Source organism: Glycomyces harbinensis (assembly GCF_900101745.1).
In the GTDB taxonomy this organism is placed as follows: domain Bacteria; phylum Actinomycetota; class Actinomycetes; order Mycobacteriales; family Micromonosporaceae; genus Glycomyces; species Glycomyces harbinensis.
Genome location: NZ_FNAD01000021.1, coordinates 42,789 through 64,053 on the forward strand (window position 1 = coordinate 42,789; position 21,265 = coordinate 64,053).

Here is a 21,265-nt window from a genome sequence, read left to right on the forward strand (position 1 = left end):
CCGGATCGGGGTTTTCTTCAGGAGGTCATTTGCCGTAGCGGCGGTCGCGGATGGCGAAGGAGCGGACGGCGCGCAGGAAGTCGACGCGGCGGAAGTCGGGCCAGTTGGAGTCGCAGAAGTAGAACTCCGAGTACGCCGACTGCCACAGCAGGAACCCGGAGAGGCGCTGCTCGCCGCTGGTGCGGATCACCAGGTCGGGGTCGGGCTGGCCGGTCATGTAGAGGTGGCGGGCGATGGAATCGGCGTCGATGGCCTCGGCGGCCTGCTCGAGGCTGGCGCCGGAGGCGGCCTGTTCGAGCATGAACGAGCGCACGGCGTCGGCGATCTCGCGCTGGCCGCCGTAGCAGACGGCGAGGTTGACCTGCATGCCGCGCTTGTCGGCGGTGCGCTGCTGGGCGTCTTTGAGGGCGGCCTGGTGCTCTTCGGGGAGGAGGTCGAGGGCGCCGACCATGCGCAGCTGCCAGGGCTGGTCGTCCTCGGCGAGTTCGCCGGCGAGCTCGTCGATGATGTCGAGGAGGGGGTCGAGTTCGTCTTTGGGGCGCGAGAGGTTCTCGGTCGACAGGAGCCAGATGGTGACGTGCTCGACGCCCAGTTCGTCGCACCAGCCGAGGAAGCGCTCGATGTGCTTGGCGCCGGCGCGGTGGCCGTCGTTGGGGTCGGTCAGGCCCATGTCGCGGGCCCAGCGCCGGTTGCCGTCGACCATGACGCCGATGTGCCGGGGCAGGGGCTGGCCGGTCAGCTCGCGTGCGAGCCGACGCTCGTAGATCAGGTAAAGCAGATTCGAGATCGCCACAACCGGCAATTGTAGGCCTGTCCGATTTACGGATTGCACGCTTCGCCGTGCGCGCGGCCGACACGGGCGGGGCCCGTCCGAACAGGGCTCGCGCACGGCGGCGGCCGTGGCCTCGGAAGGCCACGGCCGCTTGGGAACTGCTCTCTGTCGTACTGCTACTGGAGGTCGAGCCGCTGCTTGAGCGCGTCCAGTTCGCTCCACAGGACGGTGGGGAGGCGGTCGCCGAAGCGGGTGAACCAGCTCTCGACGAGCGGGATCTCGGCGGCCCACTCGTCGCGGTCGACCAGGAGCGCGGCCTTGAGGTCGGCTTCGGTGAGGTCGAGTCCGTCGACGTCGAGCGATTCGGGGGTCGGGCAGTACCCGATCGGGGTCTCGACGCCTTCGGCGCGGCCTTCGAGCCGTTCGACGACCCACTTGAGCACGCGTGCGTTCTCGCCGAAGCCGGGCCACAGGAAGCGGCCGTCGTCGGAGCGGCGGAACCAGTTGACGTAGAAGACCTGCGGCAGGAGCGCCTCGTCGGTGGCGGCCTTGCCCATCTCGATCCAGTGGCCGAAGTAGTCGGCGGCGTTGTAGCCGATGAACGGCAGCATCGCCATCGGGTCGCGGCGCACGACGCCGACCCGGCCGGTGGCCGCGGCGGTGGTCTCCGAGGAGAGGGTCGCGCCCATGTACACGCCGTGGACCCAGTCGCGGGCCTGCGTCACGAGCGGGATGGTGGTGGCGCGCCGGCCCCCGAAGAGGATCGCGTCGATCGGGACGCCGCGCGGGTCGTCGTACTGCTCGGCGAGCACCGGGCACTGCTTGATGGGCGTGCAGAAGCGGCTGTTGGGGTGGCTGGAGGGCTCCTCGGAGTCGGGCGTCCAGTCCTGGCCCTTCCAGTCCACGGCGTGGCCGGGCGCCTCCCCCATGCCCTCCCACCAGACGTCGCCCTCGTCGGTGAGCGCGACGTTGGTGAACAGGGTGTGGCCCTTCGCGATGGTGCGCATGGCGTTGGGGTTGGTGTGGTAGTCGGTTCCGGGCGCGACGCCGAAGAAGCCGTACTCGGGGTTGACGGCCCACAGGCGCCCGTCCTCGCCGAAGCGGAGCCAGGCGATGTCGTCGCCGAGGGTCTCGACCTTCCATCCGGGGATGGTCGGCTCGAGCATGGCGAGGTTGGTCTTGCCGCACGCGGAGGGGAACGCGCCCGTCACGTGGTAGACCTTCCCCTGCGGGCTGGTCAGGCGCAGGATGAGCATGTGCTCGGCGAGCCAGCCCTCGTCGCGGCCCATCGCGGAGGCGATGCGCAGCGCGTAGCACTTCTTGCCGAGCAGGGAGTTCCCGCCGTAGCCCGACCCGTAGGACCAGATCTCGCGGTCGGCCGGGAAGTGGGAGATGTACTTGGTGTCGTTGCAGGGCCAGGCGGTGTCGGTCTGGCCGGGCGCCAGGGGCGATCCGACGGAGTGGAGGCACTTGACGAAGTCGGCGCCCGAGCCCATCGCCTCGAGGACTTCGGCGCCCATGCGGGTCATGATGTGCATCGAGGCGGCGACGTAGGCCGAGTCGGTCAGCTCGACGCCGAACATGGGCTTGTCGGCGTCGAGCGAGCCCATGCAGAAGGGGACGACGTACATGGTGCGCCCGCGCATGGAGCCGCGGTAGAGGCCGGTCATGGTCTCGCGCATGTAGTCGGGGGCGGTCCAGTTGTTGGTGGGCCCGGCGTCCTCGGGGTCGAGCGAGCAGATGAAGGTGCGCTCCTCGACCCGGGCGACGTCGTCGGGGTCGGTGCGCGCGAGGAACGAGTCGGGTTTGGCGGGGACGGGGACGAGGGTGCCGAACGCGACGAGTTCGGCGGTCAGGCGGTCCCATTCGGCCCGGGTGCCGTCGCACCAGACGATCTGGTCGGGGTCGGTCAGCTCGGCGACCTCGCCCACCCAGGCCAGGAGTTTGTGGTGGCGGGTGGGCGGATCGGTGAGTCCGATCGCGGGTTCGGCGGTTTCGATGCTCACGGTGGCTCCTTCGGTTCGGTGCTCTGGCGCGGCTCGTGGACGGGTCCGCGACCGGGCGGCGATGTGACGCGGGCGCTCCGGCCGGGACCGGTCCTTCGGACGCTACGTGAACGCGGGGGAACGCGCAGGGACTCATGCTCGATTGAACCCTTCTTGAACAGGGTTTCCGCTTGCCGCTTGCTATAGGGTGCTCATTTGAGCTCGAAACAATCACAACTACTTGCGTTTTCTTCTTCACCACGCATGATCGATCATCCGCACATGAATTTGACGCATACTCGCAACTAACGCGATCTGTTTCGATCATGGATCGAGCGCGTTAGATCGCGATCGCAAACCGGTTACGAGTCGCGACGCGGCCGCATTTGGCGCGAATCCCTACACCGCGGGGCGTCTTGGGCGAAGATGCAGTTCTGCAACCGCATCAGCAACCGAGTGTCGAAGCGTTGGAGAAGTCCATGGCGCACCGCGAACCGGAACCGCAGCCAGGCCGCGCCAGAAGCGTGGCGGTCGGCACGGCGGCAGTGGTCCTGATCCTGGCCGCGCTCGCGGTCTTCCTGCTCATGAGGTGAACACGACGACGGCGGCCGTGCTCGATCATGAGCACGGCCGCCGTTCGATGCGTTGACGTCAGACCGAGGGCCCCCGGCGGCGCAGCTCGTCGACGCTGACCATCGCCTCGCGCAGCTCCTTGAGCCAGTCCTCGGCGTGCTGCTCGACCAGGCGCACGCACCACGCGAGCGCGTCCGAGCGCGACGCGGCCACACCGGAGCCGACGAGCGTGTCGAGCACGAGGCGCTCGGGCTGGCGCAGCCGCGTGGTCACCGGCAGGGACTGGTGGGTGAAGACCATCGTCGTCGAGCCGCAGCGCGCACCCCACGAGGACTGGCGGTGGTAGCGGTACTGGAGCTGCTGGGCGATCTGCACGCGCATGTCGCGGGTGGCCTCGCGGAAGCGCGAGATCCGGCCCTCCTCGGTCGCGGCCCGGTCGGACTCGGTCGCGTCGCCCGGGTGGTCCGGCGTCGGCAGCGGGCAGATGATGATCATCTCGTCGCGGTCGACGGTGACGTCGGGCATGCCGGCGATCCAGCCGTCCGGGACGATCCCGTAGATCCAGGCGGGGGCGTCGTCAGTGGACGGCAGGGGGCCGTAATGCCACGAGCCGGTGTCGTCGATGGCGGCCATTGACGGGTCTCCTCACGTTTCGGTGACGCATCAGGTGTACCCCATCCCGTCAAGGCGGTACTACAGGCCCCGCATGAACACGCCCGCGAGCGCGCACACCGCCGCGATCGCCGCGCCGACGCACGCGAGCGTCTGGCCCGGGCGCGGGCGCACCCGGTACTGCCACGACAGCCACACGCCGAGCACGATCGGGCCCGTCGCGACCCCCAGGAACAGCGTCAGGGCCGCCGCCGCCTGCCGCACGGCCGTGTCCTCGCTGCGCAGCGTCCACAGTGCGACCGCGACCGCCAGGGCGCCCAGCCCCGCGCCGATGGCGGCGGCGGTCGCCTCGGTGTGGCGGGGCGCGTCGATCGGCAGTTCACCCTGGCGGGCGAGGGACAGCAGCCGCCCGGAGCGCTCCAGCCGGGCCCGGACGCGCTCGGCGTCGGGCTCGGGGTCGGGCGGCCCGGCCGACGGGGTCGGCCCGGTGCGGCGGTGCCCCACGAAGTCGCCGAGGGACCGCCACAGGACGGACACGGTCTTGTCGGTCTCGGCCACGAGGGTCGCGGCCGCGACGGCGGCCCGGTTGGCCTCGTCGCGGGCGGTCCCGGCCGCCTCCACCGCGGTCGCGAGCCGGTCGGCTTCGCTCCGGTAGGCGGCGTCGGCGGCGCGGATCTCCGCTTCGGCGTCGGCGCGGTCCTTCAGGAAGGCCGCGACGGCGTCCGCGTAATCGCACGGTTCGGTGTCGGAGGTCTCGGTCGGCATGGCGGCCCCTTTACGGCAGGTCCAGTACGGCCTCGGGCCTGGGCAGGGCCGCGGTCGTCAGGTACGGGATGACCACCTGCGGGGCGCGGTGGCGGGCGCGGTCGAAGTAGAGGCCGCGCCGCTCGCGCGGATACCAGGCGGGGCCGCCGCTGGCGGGCGAGAGCGGGGCCAGCTCGGGCCCCTGCACGTCGAGGGCGAGCCAGGCGTCGACGGCGTCGAAGCGCGCGGAGAACCCGCCGAGGTCCTCGCGCAGGCGCGGCACCGACCGCCACCAGCCGAGGGTGTGCAGGTGGCGTTCGGGCCCGTCGATGAGCATGGCGCGCAGGCGCGCCGACTGGGCGGCGTCCAGGCGCGCGGACCCGGCGTCGACGGCGTAGACGAGGTTGAGCCGCAGGGTCCCGTCGCAGCGCAGCTCCCAGTCCTTGCACAGCGACCCGAGGTCGTCGTGCCAGTCGACGTCGGCGCCTTCGGTCTCCAGGGCGGCGGCCAGGGCGATCGCGGAGGAGGCCGCGTCGGGTTCGAGGCAGCACAGGTCGACGCCGATGCGCTGGCCGCGGGCGGCGGTGAGCGCGGCGGCGGCGAGGATGTCGGCGGCCTCGCCGGAGCGGGTGCCGAGGATGGCGAGGTTGCGTCCGGGGGCGCGGTGGAGGGCGAGTTCGGCGCCGCGGGCGGCGACGTCGATGGTCTGGCCGAGCAGCGCGGTCTCGGGGGAGGGCGTGTGCGCGGCGAGTTCGGGGACGTGGTCGCCGTCGAAGAGCGCGGGCGGCAGGTTCCCGGGCGGGCGGGCCTCCCACAGGCGGCGCTGGAGCGGTTCCCAGGCGTCGGCGTGGCCGGCGTTGGGGAGGGCGACGATCTTGTTGGCGACGGCGTGCCCGGACTCGTCGTTGACGACGGCGTGGAAGCGGGGCACGGTGTCGGCGGCGTGGTTGTTCTCGGCGAGGACCCTGCGGGCCTTGGGCAGTGCGATGCGGAGGGTGAACTGGGCGACCAGGCTCGGGCGGCCCCACAGCGCTTCGATGCCGGCGATGTCCTGTGAGGCGAGGACGAGGTGGATGCCCTGGCTGCGGCCGCGGCGGGCGAGGTCTTCGAGGAGCTGGACGGCTTCGTCGGTGACGGCGTCGCGGGTTTCGAGGAGGACTTGGAACTCGTCGACGACGGCGACGATGCGCGGCCAGTGGCCTTCGGGGTCGGCGGCGCGGAGCTCTTCGAGCTTGGTGGCCTCGTGGGCTTTGGCGGCTTCGGCGCGGCGGCGCAGCTCGTCCTTGAGGTGGCGCAGGAGGGCGAGGCCGAATTCGCGGTCGTCGTTGACGTTGACGCCGACGAGGCGCACGTGCGGGAGCCAGGAGGGGTCGCGGCGGCCGGTGGCGAAGCGCGCGAAGGAGACGCCTTCCTTGAAGTCGAGGAGGTACAGCGCGAGCTCGTCGGGGCTGTAGCCGGAGGCGAGTCCGGCGATCCAGGCGTAGAGCAGGTTGGTCTTGCCCGAGCCGGAGGGGCCGCCGACGAGAGCGTGGGGCGGGTTGTCGCCGAGGGCGAGCCGGGCGACGTCGCCGGCGGGGGTCTCGCCGATGACGGCGTGGAGCCCGGTGGCGGAGGAGGAGGCCCACAGGCGCTGCGGGAGGAGGTCGACGAGGCGGGCGGGTTCTCTTCCGGCGCTGTGCTTCTCGGCGATCGCCTTGGCGGCGGCGGTGATCGCCGGGGAGGGCGGTGGCGCGTCGAGGGCGATCGCGGCGCCGGGCAGGCCGGTGTACTGGGTCGCGGTGAGGCGCGGCAGGTCGGCGGGTCCGGCGGTATCGTCGCCGACGATGACGAGGTGGACGCCGGCGGCGACGCCGGTGCGGCGCAGGCGGGCGAGCTGGGCCTGGTCGTGGGCGGGCCAGGAGGCGAGGTCGGCGTTGAGGAGCACGAGGACGCGCCAGGGTTCGGGGCGCCGCCCGGTGGCGGCGGCGAGCTCGGCGAGGGAGGCGTGCTCGCCGGCGAGGACGTCGGCGTTGATGCGGCGGACGGTCTCGACGAGCGTGTCGAGCGCTTCGCGCAGCCCGGAGGGGCCGACGAAGGAGAGGAGGCCGGCCTTGCCGAGGGCGGCGAACGCGGACAGGGAGCCGCCGAGATGCTCGGGGTCGTAGACGTGGAGGCGCACGAGCCCGGCGGGCACGGACCCGACGGCGCGGGCCAGCAGTCCGGGAAGTGCATGCGCCGCATCGGAATCGATGCGCAGATGGGCACGGTCGAGCAGCGGCAGCAGCGCGGGCAGTGAGACGCCGGTCACTGATTCCACGGAAATGTCATACCCCTCTGTCACATTTACATCACGGAAAGCGACGTGACGGTGAGAGGAGGTGGTGAGAGCAGCATCGGCGCCGGCGGCATCGATGGCGGTGCGGGCGACATCGGCGGCAGCAAGGGCGACATCCACGGAGTCGGCGGCGGCCGAGCCGGACTCCGCGATCGAGCCCGCACCTTCGGGAGCAGCGGCGCGTCCCGCTCCCGAGCCGGCCTCGGCGGGGGTACCACCGCCGAGCGCACCGCCCGCCTCGACTCCACCCCCGACGGCGACCCGGGCGCCGTCGGAGGCGGGGCCAAGCGCGGCGGAAAGCGAGCAGCTGGCATCGGCACAGGCCTCACCGCCAAGGCCGAACGCGGCACCGCCCAGGCCGGTAGCCGGGCGGTGCGAACCAGCGGCGGCAGGCGGGCGCAAGACGGCGGCAGTGGTGGTGGCGGGTGGGCGGTGAGCAGCGGTGGTGGGTGGGTGGGGGGAGGGGGAGGGGATCCCGGGCCCGGAGCCCGCGGATTCGCTGCCGGCGATGCGGCCGATGCGCAGCATCGGGGCCGGGCCCCGTTCCAGGCCCGATTCGGGCTTCCAGCCCTGCCATGGGGCCCCTGCCGCAGCCGGGGCGGCGCTGCGGGCCGCTTCGAGGGCGGCGTCGTGGCCGGCACGCACGGCCGCGGCCCTGCGGGCCTCGAGCGTGGCGACCATCTTCTCGTGGATGCCGCGCAACTGCGTCTGCTTGCGCCCGGCATCGCCGATGATCTGCTCGGCCTTGCGGCCTTCGACGTCCGCTTCGACGGCGGTGCGCTCAGCGAGGAGCCGCGCCTCACCGCGGGCGCGCCCGAGCTCGTCGCCCATGGCCACCACCAGTCGTCTGCGCCAGCTGCTCATGGTCGGGCCCTCCGCTCGTCGTGGCTGCTCGTCGTGCGCCGCAAGATCAGGATCGAGAATTCGCGCACCGTTCACCGGCCCTCTCGCGGCAGGCGGTGCAGCGCGGCGACCAGCGCCGGACCCACCAGCGCGGTGCGGGCCGCGTCGCCGGCGTCGTCGGAACCGCCGCGCCCCAGCGTGCAGGCCGAGGCCAGCGCCGCCCCGATGTGGTCGGGTTCGGCCTTGGGCACCAGCGAGCGCACCTTGTCGGCGCACTTGTCGCGCAGCGAGGCCACGTCGCGGGCGGTGGGCGTGCGGCCGAGGTGCTCGGCGGCGAGGGTCCGCACGAGCGGCCAGGCCAGGCCGGGGAGTTTCACCCCGGTCTCGGGCCCGGCGTCGCGCAGGCGCTTGCAGTAGGCCTCGGCGTTGCCGTCGCCGGCGGCCTTGAGGAGCTCGTTGAACAGGCGCGTCGGCGGGACCTGCTGCGGGTCGGCCGTTCCGGTGCGGTCGCACAGCTCGTTGACGCGCTCGGTCCACCACCGGCGCGGGTCCACCGGGGCCGGCGCGGCGGTCCTGCCCTTCACGGGGGCCGCGACCGGTGCGGCACTGGTTCCGGCGCCGATCGAGTCGAGGTAGTCGTCGACGGCGGCGGCCGCTTCGCTCAGGCGCGTGCGCGCGGCGGCGAGCCGTTCGCGCGCGGCGCCGAGCTTGTGGAGCCCGATCTCGGCGTTCGACTCCCGCGAGGCCTCCTTGAGTTCGGCCTGAGCGGCCTCGAAGCGGTGGTCGGCGGTGTCGAGGGCGGGCAGCGGGAGGTCGACGGCCAGGGCCTTGAGGCGCCCGGCGAGGGCGGCGACGTCCACAGGGGTCTCCGTTCTAGAGGGTCGCGGCGTAGGCCTCGGCCTGCTCGGCGGCCGCGAAGGTCGCGGCCAGGGACTGCTCGAGTTCGGCGGCGGCCTGCGCGAGCGCGGCCTGGGCGGTGGCGACCGAGTCGTGGCCTGATCCGGCGGTGACGGCGGTCAGGCTCCCCTGTGCGGATTCGATGTTCTGGCTGGCGGCGGAGATGGCGGACTGGCCGTCGCGGACCTGCTGCAGGGCGGCGGCGATGGCGGACTTGAGTTCGGCGACGCTCACGGTGGACACGATGCTCATTCTCACCGAGAACAGGCCCGCTTTGCGTGATCGGACGATAACGCGGCGTGTCTGCTTTGTCGGATTTCCGATACACCCGTGACAACCAGTGTTGCTTTCGATGCATTTTATGGTGGCGGAGTGACGTACCTCCCAACTACAGTGTGAGTACCAAACGGGGTAGGGCCGTGGTTACGGCTCGCAAGCTTCGCCGAGGCTGCCCCCAAACATCGATACCCGGGAGGCGACCGTGCCAGTGCAACGCACTTACGTCCTCGACACCTCGGTTCTGCTATCAGACCCTGGTGCGTTCTCACGGTTCGACGAACACCACGTGGTCATCCCGCTCGTCGTAGTCAGCGAGCTGGAAGCCAAACGCCACCATCCGGAGCTGGGCTGGTTCGCCCGAGAGTGCCTGCGGCGCCTCGACGAACTGCGCATCAAGCACGGGCGTCTCGATCAGCCCATCGACATCGGGGACCACGGCGGTTCCATCCGGGTCGAACTCAACCACGTCGACACCTCCGGGCTTCCGGCCGGCTTCGCCGGGGACACGAACGACTCGCGCATCATCGCCGTCACCCGGGCCCTCGGGCTCGAAGGCGCCGAATCCGTACTCGTCACCAAGGACATGCCGCTGCGGGTCAAGGCCTCCGCGGTCGGCATCCCCACCGAGGAGTACCGCCACGGCCAGGCCGTCGACCCGACCTGGTCGGGCATGGCCGAGCTGTCGGTCGCCGACGAGGTCATCGACGCCCTCTTCGAAGGCGGCGACGTCGACCTGCCCCACGACCTGGAGCTGCCCTGCCACACCGGGCTGGTCCTCAACGGCACCGGTTCGAAGGCGCTCGGCCGCGTCACCGTCGACAAGAAGATCCAGCTCGTGCGCGGCCGGGAGGCCTTCGGCGTCCACGGGCGCTCCGCCGAGCAGCGCGTCGCCATAGACCTGCTGCTCGACCCCGAGATCGGGATCGTCTCGCTCGGCGGCAAGGCCGGCACCGGCAAGTCCGCGATGGCGCTGGCCGCCGGCCTCGAGCAGGCGCTGGAACGCGAGGTCTTCAAGAAGGTCATCGTGTTCCGGCCGCTCTACGCCGTCGGCGGGCAGCAGCTGGGCTACCTGCCGGGCACCGAGAACGAGAAGATGAGCCCGTGGGGCCAGGCGGTGTTCGACACCCTCGGGGCCGTCACCGACGACAACGTCATCAACGAAGTGCTCGAACGCGGCATGCTCGAGGTCCTGCCGCTCACGCACATCCGCGGGCGGAGCCTGCACGACGCGTTCGTCATCGTCGACGAGGCGCAGTCGCTCGAACGCGGGGTGCTCCTGACGGTGCTCTCGCGCATCGGGCAGGGTTCCAAAGTGGTCCTCACCCACGACGTCGCCCAGCGCGACAACCTGCGGGTGGGCCGCCACGACGGTGTCGCCAGCGTCATCGACGTGCTCAAGGGCCACCCACTGTTCGCTCATGTGACGCTTACGCGCAGTGAGCGTTCCGAGATCGCGGAGATGGTCACCAACCTGCTCGAAGGCTGATCGGCCAGCTCTGGCATGCTGTGTCCCGGGCGTCTGTGGACAGACGCCCGGGACACAGGAGTAGAGCGAATGATCCCACTGCTGACCCGTTACGGCGCGAAGCTCGCCGCCGTACTCGTCCTCGCATTGGGGGCCGTCATAGCCGTCAACGCCGTGACCGACGACCCCTCGGAACTCGACGCCCAGCACCCCAGCCAGGCCGCCGCCGAACAGCAGGCAGAGGCCGAGGCGGCGTACGAGGAAGTCCGCTACCTGCACGTGAACTACATCGAGGAGACCGCGGGCGCCGACGTGGCGACCAAGGTCGACGCCCTCGCGGACTTCGCCGCCGACCGCGCCGCGAGCCTGGACAGCGCCCAGGAGGACGCCGACCAGGCCGCCGAAGAGGCCGAGCAGGCCGCCGAGGAGGCCGCGAACGCCGGGCGCACCGACGTCGACATCCCCGGCAGCTGCGGCGACTACTCGGGCAACAAGGCCACCGGCTGCGCGCTTGCGCAGGAGCACGGCTTCGACCTCGAGCAGGTCGGCTGCCTCGTCGCCCTGTGGGACCGCGAGTCCGGCTGGAACGAGCTGGCCGCCAACGGCATCGGCGCCTACGGCATCCCCCAGGCGCTCCCCGGCTCGAAGATGGAGTCCGAGGGCTCGGACTGGGAGACCAACCCGGTCACCCAGATCGAATGGGGCCTGGGCTACATCGAGGGCCGCTACGGCACCCCCTGCGAGGCCTGGAACCACTCCGAAGAAGTCGGCTGGTACTAGCCCCCATATAGACAACCCTCCCGCTGCCCGGCCCCGTGCCGGGCAGCGGCGTCACACCTGGAGCGCCACCCCATGATCCCCAAGCTGACCCGCTACGGGGCCCGGATCGCGGCCCTGCTGGTCCTGTCGATCGGCGCCGTCATCGCCGTCGCCGCCATCACCGACGACCCCGCGACCACCGACGCCCAGCACCCCAGCCAGGCGGCCGCCGAACAGCAGGCCGAGGTCGAGGAGGCCATCGAGGACGTCCGCCTCCGGCACGTCGATTACATCCAGGAGACCGCCGGCGCCGACGTCACCGTCAAGGCCGCCGCCGTCGCCGACTACGCCGTGGACAAGGCCGAAGGCCTGGACGACGCCCAAGAGGACGCCGACCAGGCCGCCGAAGAAGCCGCGATGAACACGAACCCGACGTCAGTGGACGTCCCGTCCAGCTGCGGCGAATACTCCGGGAACCGCGCGACCGGCTGCGCGCTCACCCTCGAATGGGGCTGGGACCTCGAGCAGTTCGCGTCGTGCCTGGAGCCGCTCTGGAACAAGGAGTCCGGCTGGAACGAGCTCGCGGCGAACTCCATCGGCGCCTACGGCATCCCCCAGGCCTACCCGGGGAACAAGATGTCCTCCGAAGGCGACGACTGGGAGACCAACCCGGTCACCCAGATCCGCTGGGGACTGGGCTACATCGCCAACCGGTACGACGACCCCTGCGGCGCCTGGGCCAAATCCGAGGCCGAGGGCTTCTACTGATCCCCTGAGCCAGGACCCGATGTACGCCAGCGCCACCAGCTCGAAGCCGACCGTGGTGCGCTGGAGCAGGCCGGCCGCGAAGGCGCCCGGCTCGCGCGGCACGCCGAACCACTCCGCAACATAAGGCGTCGAGCAGGCCACGAGCGCCACGGCCGCGACCCAGCTGGAGGCCAGCACCGCGCGGCGCACCTTCTCGGGGCAGTCGCCGCCCTTCGCCCACTTGGCGAAGCACAGGCCCATGACGGCCATCGTGCTGAACGCGCAGAACGCGGCGTAGCGGTGGATCGCCGAGATCAGCGAGACGTCGGGGAGCCCGGGCGGGTCGGTCGGGAACAGCGCGACGAGGCCGAGCAGGCCCGCCCACGCCAGCAGCATCGGACTCATCCACCGGGGGGCGTCGACGCGCCGCGCGACGGCCGCGAACGCGCACGCGCCGAGCCCGAAGAGCACCAGCGCGACCGGCAGCAGCCAGCCCAGCGGCGTGTAGAGGTGGAGGCTGATGACGACCTCGACGGGGTTGAGGCCGGAGGTGGCGTGGAGGACGACCATCGCGGCGAATCCCGCACCGAGCGAGGTGAACCCGGCCGTCGTCAGTCCCTTGAGGGTGTTCCAGCTTTCGCCAAGGGGCGCATGAATGATCATGTAGCAAGACTCGCGAATTCGGGCTTTGAAATCAGTGACGCGCACACCCGAATCCCTCCCCCCGCCTGCACCCGCCCGGGGGTACCGCCTGCCCTACCTTCGCGCTCCCGTCCGCCGCACCGGCGCGTGTGCGAGGCTTGGGGGGTGAACGAGTTGGCCGGAGCCCTGTCCCCGTATCTGCGCCAGCACGCCGCCAACCCGGTGGCGTGGCGCCAGTGGAGTCCGGCGGCGCTCGCCGACGCCGCGGACCGCGACGTCCCGCTGCTCATCTCGATCGGCTATTCGACCTGCCACTGGTGCCATGTCATGGCGCACGAGTCGTTCGAGGACCGCACGGTGGCCGCGGCGATCAACGACCGCTTCGCACCGATCAAGGTCGACCGCGAGGAGCGACCGGACCTGGACGCGGTCTACATGCAGGCGACCATGGCGATCACCGGGCAGGGCGGTTGGCCGATGACGGTGTTCGCCTTCCCCGACGGCACGCCGTTCTTCGCCGGCACCTACTTTCCCAAGACCCACTTCCTGCGCCTGCTCGACGCGGTGCACACCGCCTGGACCGGTCAGCGCGAGGAGCTGGGGCACCAGGGCGCGGCGATCGTGGAGGCCAGTGCGAAGAGCGGCCCGGCGTTCGCCGACGTGACCGTGGCGTGCCCGCTGGACGGGCCGTGCCCGCCCGCGCCGCCGATCCGCCCCGAACTGCTGGACGCGGCCGCGCGAACCGTCCTGGCCTCGGCCGACGGCGTGCACGGGGGTTTCGGGTCGGCCCCGAAGTTCCCGAGCGTCCCGACGCTGCGGTTCCTGTGCGACGCGTACGTGCGCACCGGCGACCAGGGACTGCTCGACCATGTGAAGCTCACTGCCGAGCGGATGGCCCGCGGCGGGATCTACGACCAGGTCGCGGGCGGGTTCTCCCGCTACAGCGTGGACGAGGCCTGGACGGTGCCGCATTTCGAGAAGATGCTGTACGACAACGCCGAGCTCCTGTGGCTGTACGCGCGGCTGGCCGGTGAGGGGGCGCTGTTCGCGCGCGTCGCCGACGAGACGGCGGCGTTCCTGCTGGAGCACTTCACGACCGCTGAGGGCGCCTTCGCGGCGGCCTTCGACGCGGACACGGACGGCGTCGAAGGCCTGACGTACGTGTGGACGCTCGCGCAGTTGGAGGAGGTCCTCGGCGAGGACGCCGCGTGGGCCGCCGAGGTCTTCGGCATCGACGCGGCGAACCCGAACTTCGAGCACGGCGCGAACGTCCTGGAGCTGCCCCGGGACCCGGACGACTCGGCCCGCTGGGAGGCGGTGCGCCACCGGCTCCTCGCGGCCCGGCGCACCCGGCCGCAGCCGGGGCGCGACGACAAGGTGGTCGCGGCCTGGAACGGTCTGGCGATCGCCGCCCTTGCGGAGTATGCCGCTCGCACGGGCCACCGCGATGCGCTCCTCGCGGCAGAGCGTGCCGCCGAGCACCTCGCGAGCGTCCACATCGACGACGACGGCCGCCTGGCGCGCGCCTCGCTCGGTGGGACCGCCTCCGAAGCGCCGGGCATCCTGGAGGACTACGCGGCGCTCGCACTCGGGTTCCTGCGCCTGGGCGGCGAGTGGACCGCGCGGGCCCAGGGTCTCCTGGAGCAGGTCCGCGAGCGGTTCACCGACTACGAGGGCGGGTTCTTCGACACGGCCGAGGATGCGGAGTCGCTGGTGACGCGCCCGGCCGACGTCCACGACGGGCCGACGGCCTCGGGTTGGGCGCTGGCGGCGGCCGCGCTGCTGGAGGCGTGGCAGGTCACCGGGGACGAGACGTACAAGGACGACGCGTGGCGTTCGATCGCCCGGGCCGAGCCGGTGATGGGCGCGAACCCGCGCTTCACGGCCGGCCTGCACGCCGCCGCCGAAGCCCTGGTCAGGGCCCAGCGCACCGAGTTATCCACAGGCACTGCGCTGCGAGAACCCCGTCCCCGGTCTGAGTTATCCACAGGCGGGAAACTTTCTGTTGCCGATCGGTGGCGCTTCGTGTTGCATAGATAGCAAAAAAGCCATTCGGCGGACCTGCGGGATGGCGGCGACATAAGGGGATTCGCGAACGTCGCCATACCGGGACCGCGCGCGGGAATCCGCCCGCGCGCGGTCCCCGCAGGACCGCCGCTCCTCCGCGGAGCACCGCTCGGGGTGTCCGGCTCGGCCGGGCCGGACACCCCGCTGCGGGTTGAATCACATCCGACCGCATTGGATATGTGCTTGTCGCGCGGCTAGCGGCCCGCATATTTTTGGAGCCGTGAACCCGAATCCGCTGCGCCCCCCGGTCCCGTCCCCCGCGGACATACCCGCCGACCCGTGGCGCTACCTCTGGTACGTCGCCCGGTCCCACACGGGGCTGGTCGCGGTCGGGTTCATTCTGCTCAGCATTTCCGGCACGGCCTGGGTGCTGCTCCCCTGGGCCATTTCGAAGGTGATCGACGAGGTACTGGTCGCCGGGACCACCGAGCCGCTGCTGCCGTGGACGATCGTGCTCATCGGGACCGCGATCGCCTCGTCGTGGGTCTTCATCGGGGGCTACCGGGCCCTGTTCCTGGCCGAGTCGCACGCGCGCGTGCGCACGGTGCAGAACCTCACCGACCATCTGAACCGGGCCGGGACGGGCGTGCGAGGCGCGGTCTCCCCGGGCGAGATGGTGAACCTGTCCACTGAGGACGCACACAAGACGGGGTCGTTCGTGTTCCAGCTCGGCTTCGGCTGGATGGGCGTGGTCATGCTCGGCGTCGGCACGGGAATGCTGTGGAACATCGATCCCGCCCTCGGGGCCGTGATCGCCGGCGGGGTGCTGTTCATCGGGTTCGTCGTCGGGCCGGTCCTCAGCCGCCTCCAGCATCATCAGATCGCCTACCGCTCTTCGGTGGCGACGCTCACCGGGCAGGCCGCCGACGTCGTGGGCGGGCTGCGGGTGCTGCGCGGGGTCGGCGGCGAGGAGCAGTTCTCCCGGCGCTACCGGGTCGCCTCCGCGAATCTGCGCGAGGCCGGCTACGGCGTCGCGACGGCCGACTCTTGGGTGCAGGGCCTGCGTTCGAGCCTGCCGCTGGCGCTCATCGCGGTCATCACCTGGATCGCGGCGCGGCTGGCCCTGACCGGGACCATCACCGTCGGGGAGCTCTCGGCCGCGTTCGGCATGACCGCGCTCGTGGCCCAGCACTCGGGCGCGATGATCGGCATGGCCCAGTCGGTGATCGCCGCGCAGGTCGCGTCCCGGCGGCTCACCGCGTTCTTCGGCACCCGCGCCGACATCACCGACGACGGGACCGAACGGGGGGCCGAGGGCCCGCTCCGCGACCCCGAGTCCTCGCTCGCGGTCGAGCCCGGGAAGCTCACCGTCGTCGTCAGCGCCGAGGCCAAGCCCGCCGAGGCGGCGATGGAACGGCTCGCCCGCTACCGCGAGTCCGACGCCGAATGGGGCGGGACCCGCCTCGGCGCCGTCGCACTCGACGAAGTCCGCGAGCGCGTCCTGCTGCTGCGCGAGGACTACCTGTTCGCCCAGAACCTCGGCGAGACCCTCCGCGTCGGGGCCGCCGGAATCGACGAGGCGAAGGCGCTCGCCGCGATCGAGGCCGCCTGCGCCGCCGACGTGTACTCGAGTCTCGGTTCGACGCTGAACGGCGAGATCACCAACGGCGGCCGGAACCTCTCGGGCGGGCAGCGCCAGCGGCTGCGCCTGGCGCGGGCCCTCGCGGCCGACGCCGAGATCCTCTTGGCCGTCGAGCCGACGTCGGCGGTGGACGCCCACACCGAGAACCTGATCGCCTCGCGCGTGTCCGCGGTCCGGTCGGGCCGCACGACGGCCGTGGTCACCGCGTCCCCGCTGTGGCTCGCCCGCGCCGACCGGGTGGTGTGGATGGTCGACGGCAAGGTCAGCGCGGTCGGCTCGCACGCCGAGCTGTCCCGCGAGCGCGAGTACCGCGCCCTCACTTCGCGACAGGAGTCCTGATGAGTGCCCAGACACCCGCACCGGTGACGGCCGGCCGCCTGCCGATCGCCGATCGCGCCGCCGTGTTCCACGCGGTTCGGCGCCTCGTCGTCGAGGAGAAGACCGCGTTCATCGGGGTCGTGGCGCTCTATGTGGCCGCGGCCGGGGCGGGGGCGGCGCTGCCGGTGATGCTCGGGGAGGTCATCGACGGGATCGGGACGGGGTGGACCGCGTCCCGGGTGGACTTGATCTGCGGCGTGATCGTCGCGTGCGTGCTCTTGCAGTTGGTGCTCATGCGCACGGGCCGCAAGCTCGGGTACCGGCTCGGGGAGCGGGCGGCGGCGCGGTTGCGCGAGTCGTTCATCGACCGGGTGCTGCGGTTGCCGTTGGGCACGGTGGAGCGGGCCGGGACCGGGGACTTGGCGACCCGCACGTCGGGTGATGTGGGTGCGGTGGCGGAGCTGCTGCGCAAGACGGGCCCGGAGGTCGCGGTGTCGTCGATCGAGGCGGTGGTGATCACGGCGGCCGCGTTCGTGGTGAGTCCGCTGCTGGGATTGCTGTTCCTGGTGGGGGTGCCGACGCTGATCTTCACCGCGCGGCGGTATCTGCGTTTGGCGAGTCCGGTGTTCTTGGCGGAGCGGGCGGCGATGAGTGAGATCGCCGAGACGCTGACGGCGTCGGCGGCGGGGTCGCAGACGGTGGCGGCGTACCGGATGCAGGGCGAGCGCGGCGGGGCCGGTTATGCGCGCGCGGGGACGCACATGGAGCGTCTGCGGGGGATCATTCGGATCCAGACCTGGTTCTTCCCGTCGGTGGATTTGACGTTCCTGGTTCCGGCGGTGGTGGTCTCGGTCGTGGGCAGCATGTGGTACCTCGAGGGCTGGGTCTCGGTGGGTCAGGTGATCGCGGTGGCGATGCTGACGCTGCGGCTCGACGGTCCGGTGTTTCGGACGACGATGGCGTTGAGCGAGTTCCAGATGGGCGGGGCGGCACTGTCGCGTGTGGAGGGTGTGCATCTGATGCCCGACGAGGAGCGCGATGCCGCGCCTTCGGGTGCGGACGTGCGATTGGACGACGTGACGTTCGGGTACGGCGACGGCCCTGATGTGCTGCACGGGTTGAGTCTGCATCCGCGGCGCGGGGAGCGCCTGGTCGTCGTGGGGCCTTCGGGTGCGGGGAAGTCCACGATCGCGCGGCTGCTGGCGGGGATCGACCGGCCTCGCGCCGGTTCGGCGACGCTCGGCGGCGCGCCCGTCGCGGATGTCCCGTTGGAGGTCTTGCGCCGCAAGGTGATCCTGGTGACCCAGGAGCATTACATCTTCACGGCGTCGCTGCGCGCGAACTTGAATCTGGCCGCCCCTGAGGCCGGTGACGAGGCGCTGCTGGCGGCCCTGGCGACGGTGGACGCGCGCTGGGCGGCGGATCTGCCCGAGGGGTTGGACACGATGCTCGGCGAGGAGTTCCACGAGTTGAATCTGGCCGAGGCGCAGCAGTTGGCGTTGGCGCGCGTGATCCTCGCGGACCCGGATGTGGTGATCCTGGACGAGGCGACGGCGGGCATCGACCCGGGGAGCGCGGGCAATGTGGAGGCGTCGTTGGCGGCGGCGCTGGACGGGCGGACGGTGATCGCGATCGCGCACCAGTTGCAGGCGGCGGAGTCGGCCGATCGGATCGCGGTGGTGCAGGAGGGCCGGATCGCCGAGGAGGGCTCGCACGCGGAGCTCTTGGAGGCGGGCGGCGTGTACGCGAGCCTGTGGGGTGCGTGGAAGGGCGTGGCGGCCTGAGCGCGTCGTGCGCTGCGCGATGGCGATGGGCCCGAGGCGGAATGCCTCGGGCCCTTCGTCGTTTCGGAGGTTCGCTCGCCTAGTCGACATTCGTGTACTGATGGTGCAAAATACCAGAAATTCGCATTTCGGATACTAGGGTGGACTCCCGTATCTCCGGCACCGCAAGCGGTGTCGCGAACCTCGAACGGGAGCCTCCATGCCGCGCACGACCTTCCCTCCCCACGTCCAGAAGCACCGGCTGGCCGGGTACACGTACTGGTCGCGCCTCACCCGCTCGGAGACCCCCTGCCTGGAACCGGTGGTCCTCATCGGCGGTGCGCTGCACCGCAAGGAGGACTGGGGCCGCGTCGAGCAGGGGATGCTCGCGTTCGCGGACGTGCTGTGCCCGGACCTGCCCGGCTGGGGCGAGGCCGACCTCCTGCCGCCGTACCTCGGCCCGGACGTCCCGGCCGAGGCGATGGTCCGCCTCCTCGACGACCTGGGCATCGAACGGGTGAACCTCTTCGCGGGCTCGTACGGCACCTCGGTCGGCTACCGGCTGGCGCAGCGCCACCCCGACCGGGTCGCCCGGATGGTCCTGGCGGGCACGATGAGCGGCATCCCCGACCGGGCCCGACCGATGATGCGCGAGGCGGTCAACCTCGCGATCGCCGGCCCGCGCGAGCGCTTCGGCCCCGCGGCCGTCGACGCCCTGATGAGCCCCGGGAACACCGCCGACATCGCCTCCGCGGCCGTGGTCCGGCGCATCCTGTCGCTGCGGTTCGGCAGCGCGGACGAAGGCGATCTCGCCAAGTTCATCGCGAACACGAACCGGCTGCTGTCGCGCGACCTCATCGACACCTCGATGCCGCCGACCGTGCCGACGCTCTTCACCACCGGGGAGCACGACACGCTCACCACCCCCGAACTCTGCCGCGAGCTCGCGATGTCGTGCCCCGAGAGCTGGTTCGTGGAGATGAGCCGCGCCGACCACCTGATCCACCTGGAGCGCCCGAAGCAGCTGGTCGACCTCATGACCCGCTTCTTCGCCGAGGAACCGCTGCGGGACCTCGAGTACGCCACCGCGATCGAGGACCTCCGCCGCGTCCCGGTCGCCGCCTGAGCACCGCTGACGCTCATCCGCGCAAGGTGAGACGGCGGACCCTGGTGTCCAAGGGGCTCAAGACTCCTCGTATCTGGCGGCGATCGCGGCGGCTCGGTCGCGCAGCGAGGCGCGCAGCCACTGCGGGGCCACGACTTCGGCGTCCGCGCCGAGCTGCCACAGCGCCCATTCGGCGTGCCTCGCGTCCTGGAAGGTGACCTCCAGCCGCAGCCGGCCGTCCGCTTCGGCGTCCTCGGCGAGGACGGCCAGGCCGGTGCCCGCCAGCTCCGCCCGCCGCGCCGGGTCCACCAGCGCCACTACCGCGACCAGTTCGCCGCCGGCCCTGAACCGCGCGCCGCGCTCCTGCCACATCCGGTCCAGGTCCACCCGGTCCGGTCGCTGCGCGGGCTCGGCCAGTTCCTCGGCGGCCGAGATCCGCGACAGCTTGTAGGTGCGGTCCTCCCCCGACCTCACGGCCAGCAGGTAGCCCTGGTCGCGGACGGTGACCAGGCCGATCGGGTCGACCGTGCGCCAAGCCGGGGCCTGGTCGACCGCCGCGTAACGGATACGCAGGCGGTGCCCGGCGAACACCGCGCGCCGGACCTCGGCCACGACCGCGTCCGGCACCTCGTCGACGTCCGGGCGGCGCGCGAGGAGATCGGTCTCGGGGTCGATGAGCATCCGCTCGGCTACCCCGGCCGCCGTGCCCCGGTGGCTCTCGGGCAGCGCGTCGACCACCTTGAGCATGGCCGAGGCGAGCGCCGAACCGAGGCCGAACGCCTGAGCGCCGCGCCGCGATCCGGCCACCAGCAGCGCGAGCGCCTCGTCGTGGTTCAGCCCGGTGAGCTCGGTCTGGAAACCGGGCAGCAGCGCGAACCCGCCGTGGCGGCCGCGTTCGGCGTAGACCGGGATCCCGGCCGCCGACAGGGCCTCGATGTCGCGCAGCACGGTGCGCGTGGAGACCTCCAGCTCGCGGGCCAGCGCGGTCGCCGAAAGCCTGCCGCGCTGGCGCAGCAGCAGGACCAGTGAGACCAGCCGGTCGGCGCGCATGCGAGAACTCTATCGGAATACATGACACAAGATGTCGTGTATCGCTGGAAGGCTGGCCCTTGACCGAAACCCACCGCATTTCGAGAGGTGATCCACATAGCACACGCGATGGTCAATCCCGAGGGTCTGCACGACCCGGTCCCGTTCGGCTACAGCCATACCGCCGCCGTCTCCGCCGGCACGGACCTGGTGCTCGTGGCGGGCCAGTACGGGTCGGGCCCGGACGGCGCGGTCGTCTCGGCCGACTTCGCCGAGCAGTTGCGGCAGGCGCTGCGCAACGTCGGCACGGCGCTCGCCGCGCACGGGCTCGATCTGGGCCATGTGGTCCAGCTCAGGACGTACGTGGTGAACCATGACGCGAGCCGGCTCGGTCCGATCGCCGGGGCCGTGCAGGGGATCTGGGGTGCGAAGCCGCCGACGCAGACGCTGATCGGCGTCGCGGGCCTGGCGACGCCGGACATCCTGGTCGAGGTCGAGGCCCTCGCCGCCCGGCCGTGAGGGACCGTCTCGCAGGCGGGCCGCGTGCCCGCCTGCGAGGCGCCGGACGGCGGCCCGTGGACGGCGCCGAGGCCCGGCGCCGGGCCGAGAACCCCGCCCCGAGCAGGGCATGAAAGAAGGGACCATCTGGCGATGGTCCCTCTTGCGGTGGAGCTTAGGGGATTCGAACCCCTGACCTTTTCATTGCGAACGAAACGCGCTACCAACTGCGCCAAAGCCCCTTGCGGCGACAAGATTAGCACAGCGGCGC

The 21,265-nt window shown here is 71.6% G+C and carries 16 protein-coding genes, 1 tRNA gene and 1 pseudogene; 8 read left to right on the forward strand and 10 right to left on the reverse strand.

From position 1 onward, the window contains the following. Positions 1–25: 25 nt before the first annotated feature. The 7 genes from BLQ63_RS24915 to BLQ63_RS24945 form a co-directional block, all read right to left on the reverse strand. A complete protein-coding gene (locus BLQ63_RS24915) occupies positions 26–793 on the reverse strand; it encodes an isoprenyl transferase (RefSeq protein ID WP_091040250.1) in 768 nt (255 codons plus the stop codon). Positions 794–948: 155 nt separating this feature from the next. Beyond that, the gene (locus tag BLQ63_RS24920; protein WP_091040292.1) at positions 949–2,772 is read right to left on the reverse strand and encodes a phosphoenolpyruvate carboxykinase (GTP); all 1,824 of its coding nucleotides are present in this window, start codon (positions 2,770–2,772) and stop codon (positions 949–951) included. Positions 2,773–3,408: 636 nt separating this feature from the next. Next, entirely contained in the window at positions 3,409–3,963 is a 555-nt protein-coding gene (locus tag BLQ63_RS24925) for a hypothetical protein (protein WP_091040251.1), read from the reverse strand. A 60-nt stretch (positions 3,964–4,023) separates the two neighbouring features. Next, on the reverse strand, positions 4,024–4,707 hold the full coding sequence (locus tag BLQ63_RS24930) for a hypothetical protein (protein ID WP_091040252.1): 684 nt from the start codon (positions 4,705–4,707) through the stop codon (positions 4,024–4,026). Positions 4,708–4,717: 10 nt separating this feature from the next. Further along, positions 4,718–7,864, reverse strand: coding sequence for an FtsK/SpoIIIE domain-containing protein (locus tag BLQ63_RS24935; protein WP_281188206.1), 3,147 nt, complete (start codon positions 7,862–7,864; stop codon positions 4,718–4,720). A gap of 71 nt (positions 7,865–7,935) precedes the next feature. After that, complete coding sequence (locus BLQ63_RS24940; protein WP_091040253.1) at positions 7,936–8,703, reverse strand: hypothetical protein; 768 nt, start codon at positions 8,701–8,703, stop codon at positions 7,936–7,938. A 13-nt stretch (positions 8,704–8,716) separates the two neighbouring features. Continuing rightward, the gene (locus BLQ63_RS24945; protein WP_218125491.1) at positions 8,717–8,983 is read right to left on the reverse strand and encodes a hypothetical protein; all 267 of its coding nucleotides are present in this window, start codon (positions 8,981–8,983) and stop codon (positions 8,717–8,719) included. A gap of 205 nt (positions 8,984–9,188) precedes the next feature. Between BLQ63_RS24945 and phoH2 the strand changes: the two genes are divergently transcribed. The 3 genes from phoH2 (at position 9,189) to BLQ63_RS29455 (ending at position 12,011) form a co-directional block, all read left to right on the forward strand. Beyond that, the gene (gene phoH2 / locus BLQ63_RS24950) at positions 9,189–10,505 is read left to right on the forward strand and encodes an RNA 5'-3' helicase PhoH2 (RefSeq protein ID WP_290428090.1); all 1,317 of its coding nucleotides are present in this window, start codon (positions 9,189–9,191) and stop codon (positions 10,503–10,505) included. Between the two features lie 69 nt (positions 10,506–10,574). Continuing rightward, positions 10,575–11,264 carry an aggregation-promoting factor C-terminal-like domain-containing protein gene (locus BLQ63_RS24955; protein ID WP_091040256.1) on the forward strand — a complete coding sequence of 230 codons (690 nt, stop codon included), beginning with the start codon at positions 10,575–10,577 and terminating at the stop codon, positions 11,262–11,264. A gap of 72 nt (positions 11,265–11,336) precedes the next feature. Continuing rightward, complete coding sequence (locus BLQ63_RS29455) at positions 11,337–12,011, forward strand: aggregation-promoting factor C-terminal-like domain-containing protein (protein WP_245681084.1); 675 nt, start codon at positions 11,337–11,339, stop codon at positions 12,009–12,011. Between the two features lie 30 nt (positions 12,012–12,041). On the opposite strand, the pseudogene BLQ63_RS30025 reads toward BLQ63_RS29455, so the two are convergent. Then, positions 12,042–12,653, reverse strand: a pseudogene (locus tag BLQ63_RS30025) (DUF998 domain-containing protein); the annotation flags it as partial. Between the two features lie 144 nt (positions 12,654–12,797). Here BLQ63_RS30025 and BLQ63_RS24970 point away from each other — a divergent pair. The 4 genes from BLQ63_RS24970 (at position 12,798) to BLQ63_RS24985 (ending at position 19,488) form a co-directional block, all read left to right on the forward strand. After that, a complete protein-coding gene (locus tag BLQ63_RS24970; protein ID WP_091040259.1) occupies positions 12,798–14,672 on the forward strand; it encodes a thioredoxin domain-containing protein in 1,875 nt (624 codons plus the stop codon). Positions 14,673–14,919: 247 nt separating this feature from the next. Beyond that, positions 14,920–16,620 (forward strand): ABC transporter transmembrane domain-containing protein, encoded by a 1,701-nt coding sequence (locus BLQ63_RS24975; protein WP_177155098.1) that lies wholly within the window; start codon positions 14,920–14,922, stop codon positions 16,618–16,620. Next, positions 16,620–18,383, forward strand: a complete 1,764-nt coding sequence (locus BLQ63_RS24980) for an ABC transporter ATP-binding protein (protein WP_091040261.1) — start codon at positions 16,620–16,622, stop codon at positions 18,381–18,383. The genes BLQ63_RS24975 and BLQ63_RS24980 overlap by 1 nt, the downstream gene beginning before the upstream one ends. 199 nt (positions 18,384–18,582) lie before the next feature. Beyond that, positions 18,583–19,488, forward strand: coding sequence for an alpha/beta fold hydrolase (locus tag BLQ63_RS24985; RefSeq protein WP_091040262.1), 906 nt, complete (start codon positions 18,583–18,585; stop codon positions 19,486–19,488). A 57-nt stretch (positions 19,489–19,545) separates the two neighbouring features. Here the strand turns inward: BLQ63_RS24985 and BLQ63_RS24990 are convergent, their stop codons facing one another. Next, positions 19,546–20,517 carry a helix-turn-helix transcriptional regulator gene (locus BLQ63_RS24990; RefSeq protein WP_091040263.1) on the reverse strand — a complete coding sequence of 324 codons (972 nt, stop codon included), beginning with the start codon at positions 20,515–20,517 and terminating at the stop codon, positions 19,546–19,548. Positions 20,518–20,613: 96 nt separating this feature from the next. Between BLQ63_RS24990 and BLQ63_RS24995 the strand changes: the two genes are divergently transcribed. Then, positions 20,614–21,015 (forward strand): Rid family hydrolase, encoded by a 402-nt coding sequence (locus tag BLQ63_RS24995; protein ID WP_091040294.1) that lies wholly within the window; start codon positions 20,614–20,616, stop codon positions 21,013–21,015. 148 nt (positions 21,016–21,163) lie between these two features. On the opposite strand, the gene BLQ63_RS25000 is transcribed toward BLQ63_RS24995, so the two are convergent. After that, positions 21,164–21,236, reverse strand: a tRNA-Ala gene (locus tag BLQ63_RS25000). Positions 21,237–21,265 lie beyond the last annotated feature (29 nt).

What these genes read in the sequence shown, in the direction of transcription:
- BLQ63_RS24925 (WP_091040251.1), bottom strand. Translation starts at nt 3,963, where the DNA reads ATGGCCGCCATCGACGACACCGGCTCGTGGCATTACGGCCCCCTGCCG.
- BLQ63_RS24930 (WP_091040252.1), bottom strand. Translation starts at nt 4,707, where the DNA reads ATGCCGACCGAGACCTCCGACACCGAACCGTGCGATTACGCGGACGCC.
- BLQ63_RS24935 (WP_281188206.1), bottom strand. Translation starts at nt 7,864, where the DNA reads ATGAGCAGCTGGCGCAGACGACTGGTGGTGGCCATGGGCGACGAGCTC.
- BLQ63_RS24955 (WP_091040256.1), top strand. Translation starts at nt 10,575, where the DNA reads ATGATCCCACTGCTGACCCGTTACGGCGCGAAGCTCGCCGCCGTACTC.
- BLQ63_RS29455 (WP_245681084.1), top strand. Translation starts at nt 11,337, where the DNA reads ATGATCCCCAAGCTGACCCGCTACGGGGCCCGGATCGCGGCCCTGCTG.
- BLQ63_RS24980 (WP_091040261.1), top strand. Translation starts at nt 16,620, where the DNA reads ATGAGTGCCCAGACACCCGCACCGGTGACGGCCGGCCGCCTGCCGATC.
- BLQ63_RS24985 (WP_091040262.1), top strand. Translation starts at nt 18,583, where the DNA reads ATGCCGCGCACGACCTTCCCTCCCCACGTCCAGAAGCACCGGCTGGCC.
- BLQ63_RS24990 (WP_091040263.1), bottom strand. Translation starts at nt 20,517, where the DNA reads ATGCGCGCCGACCGGCTGGTCTCACTGGTCCTGCTGCTGCGCCAGCGC.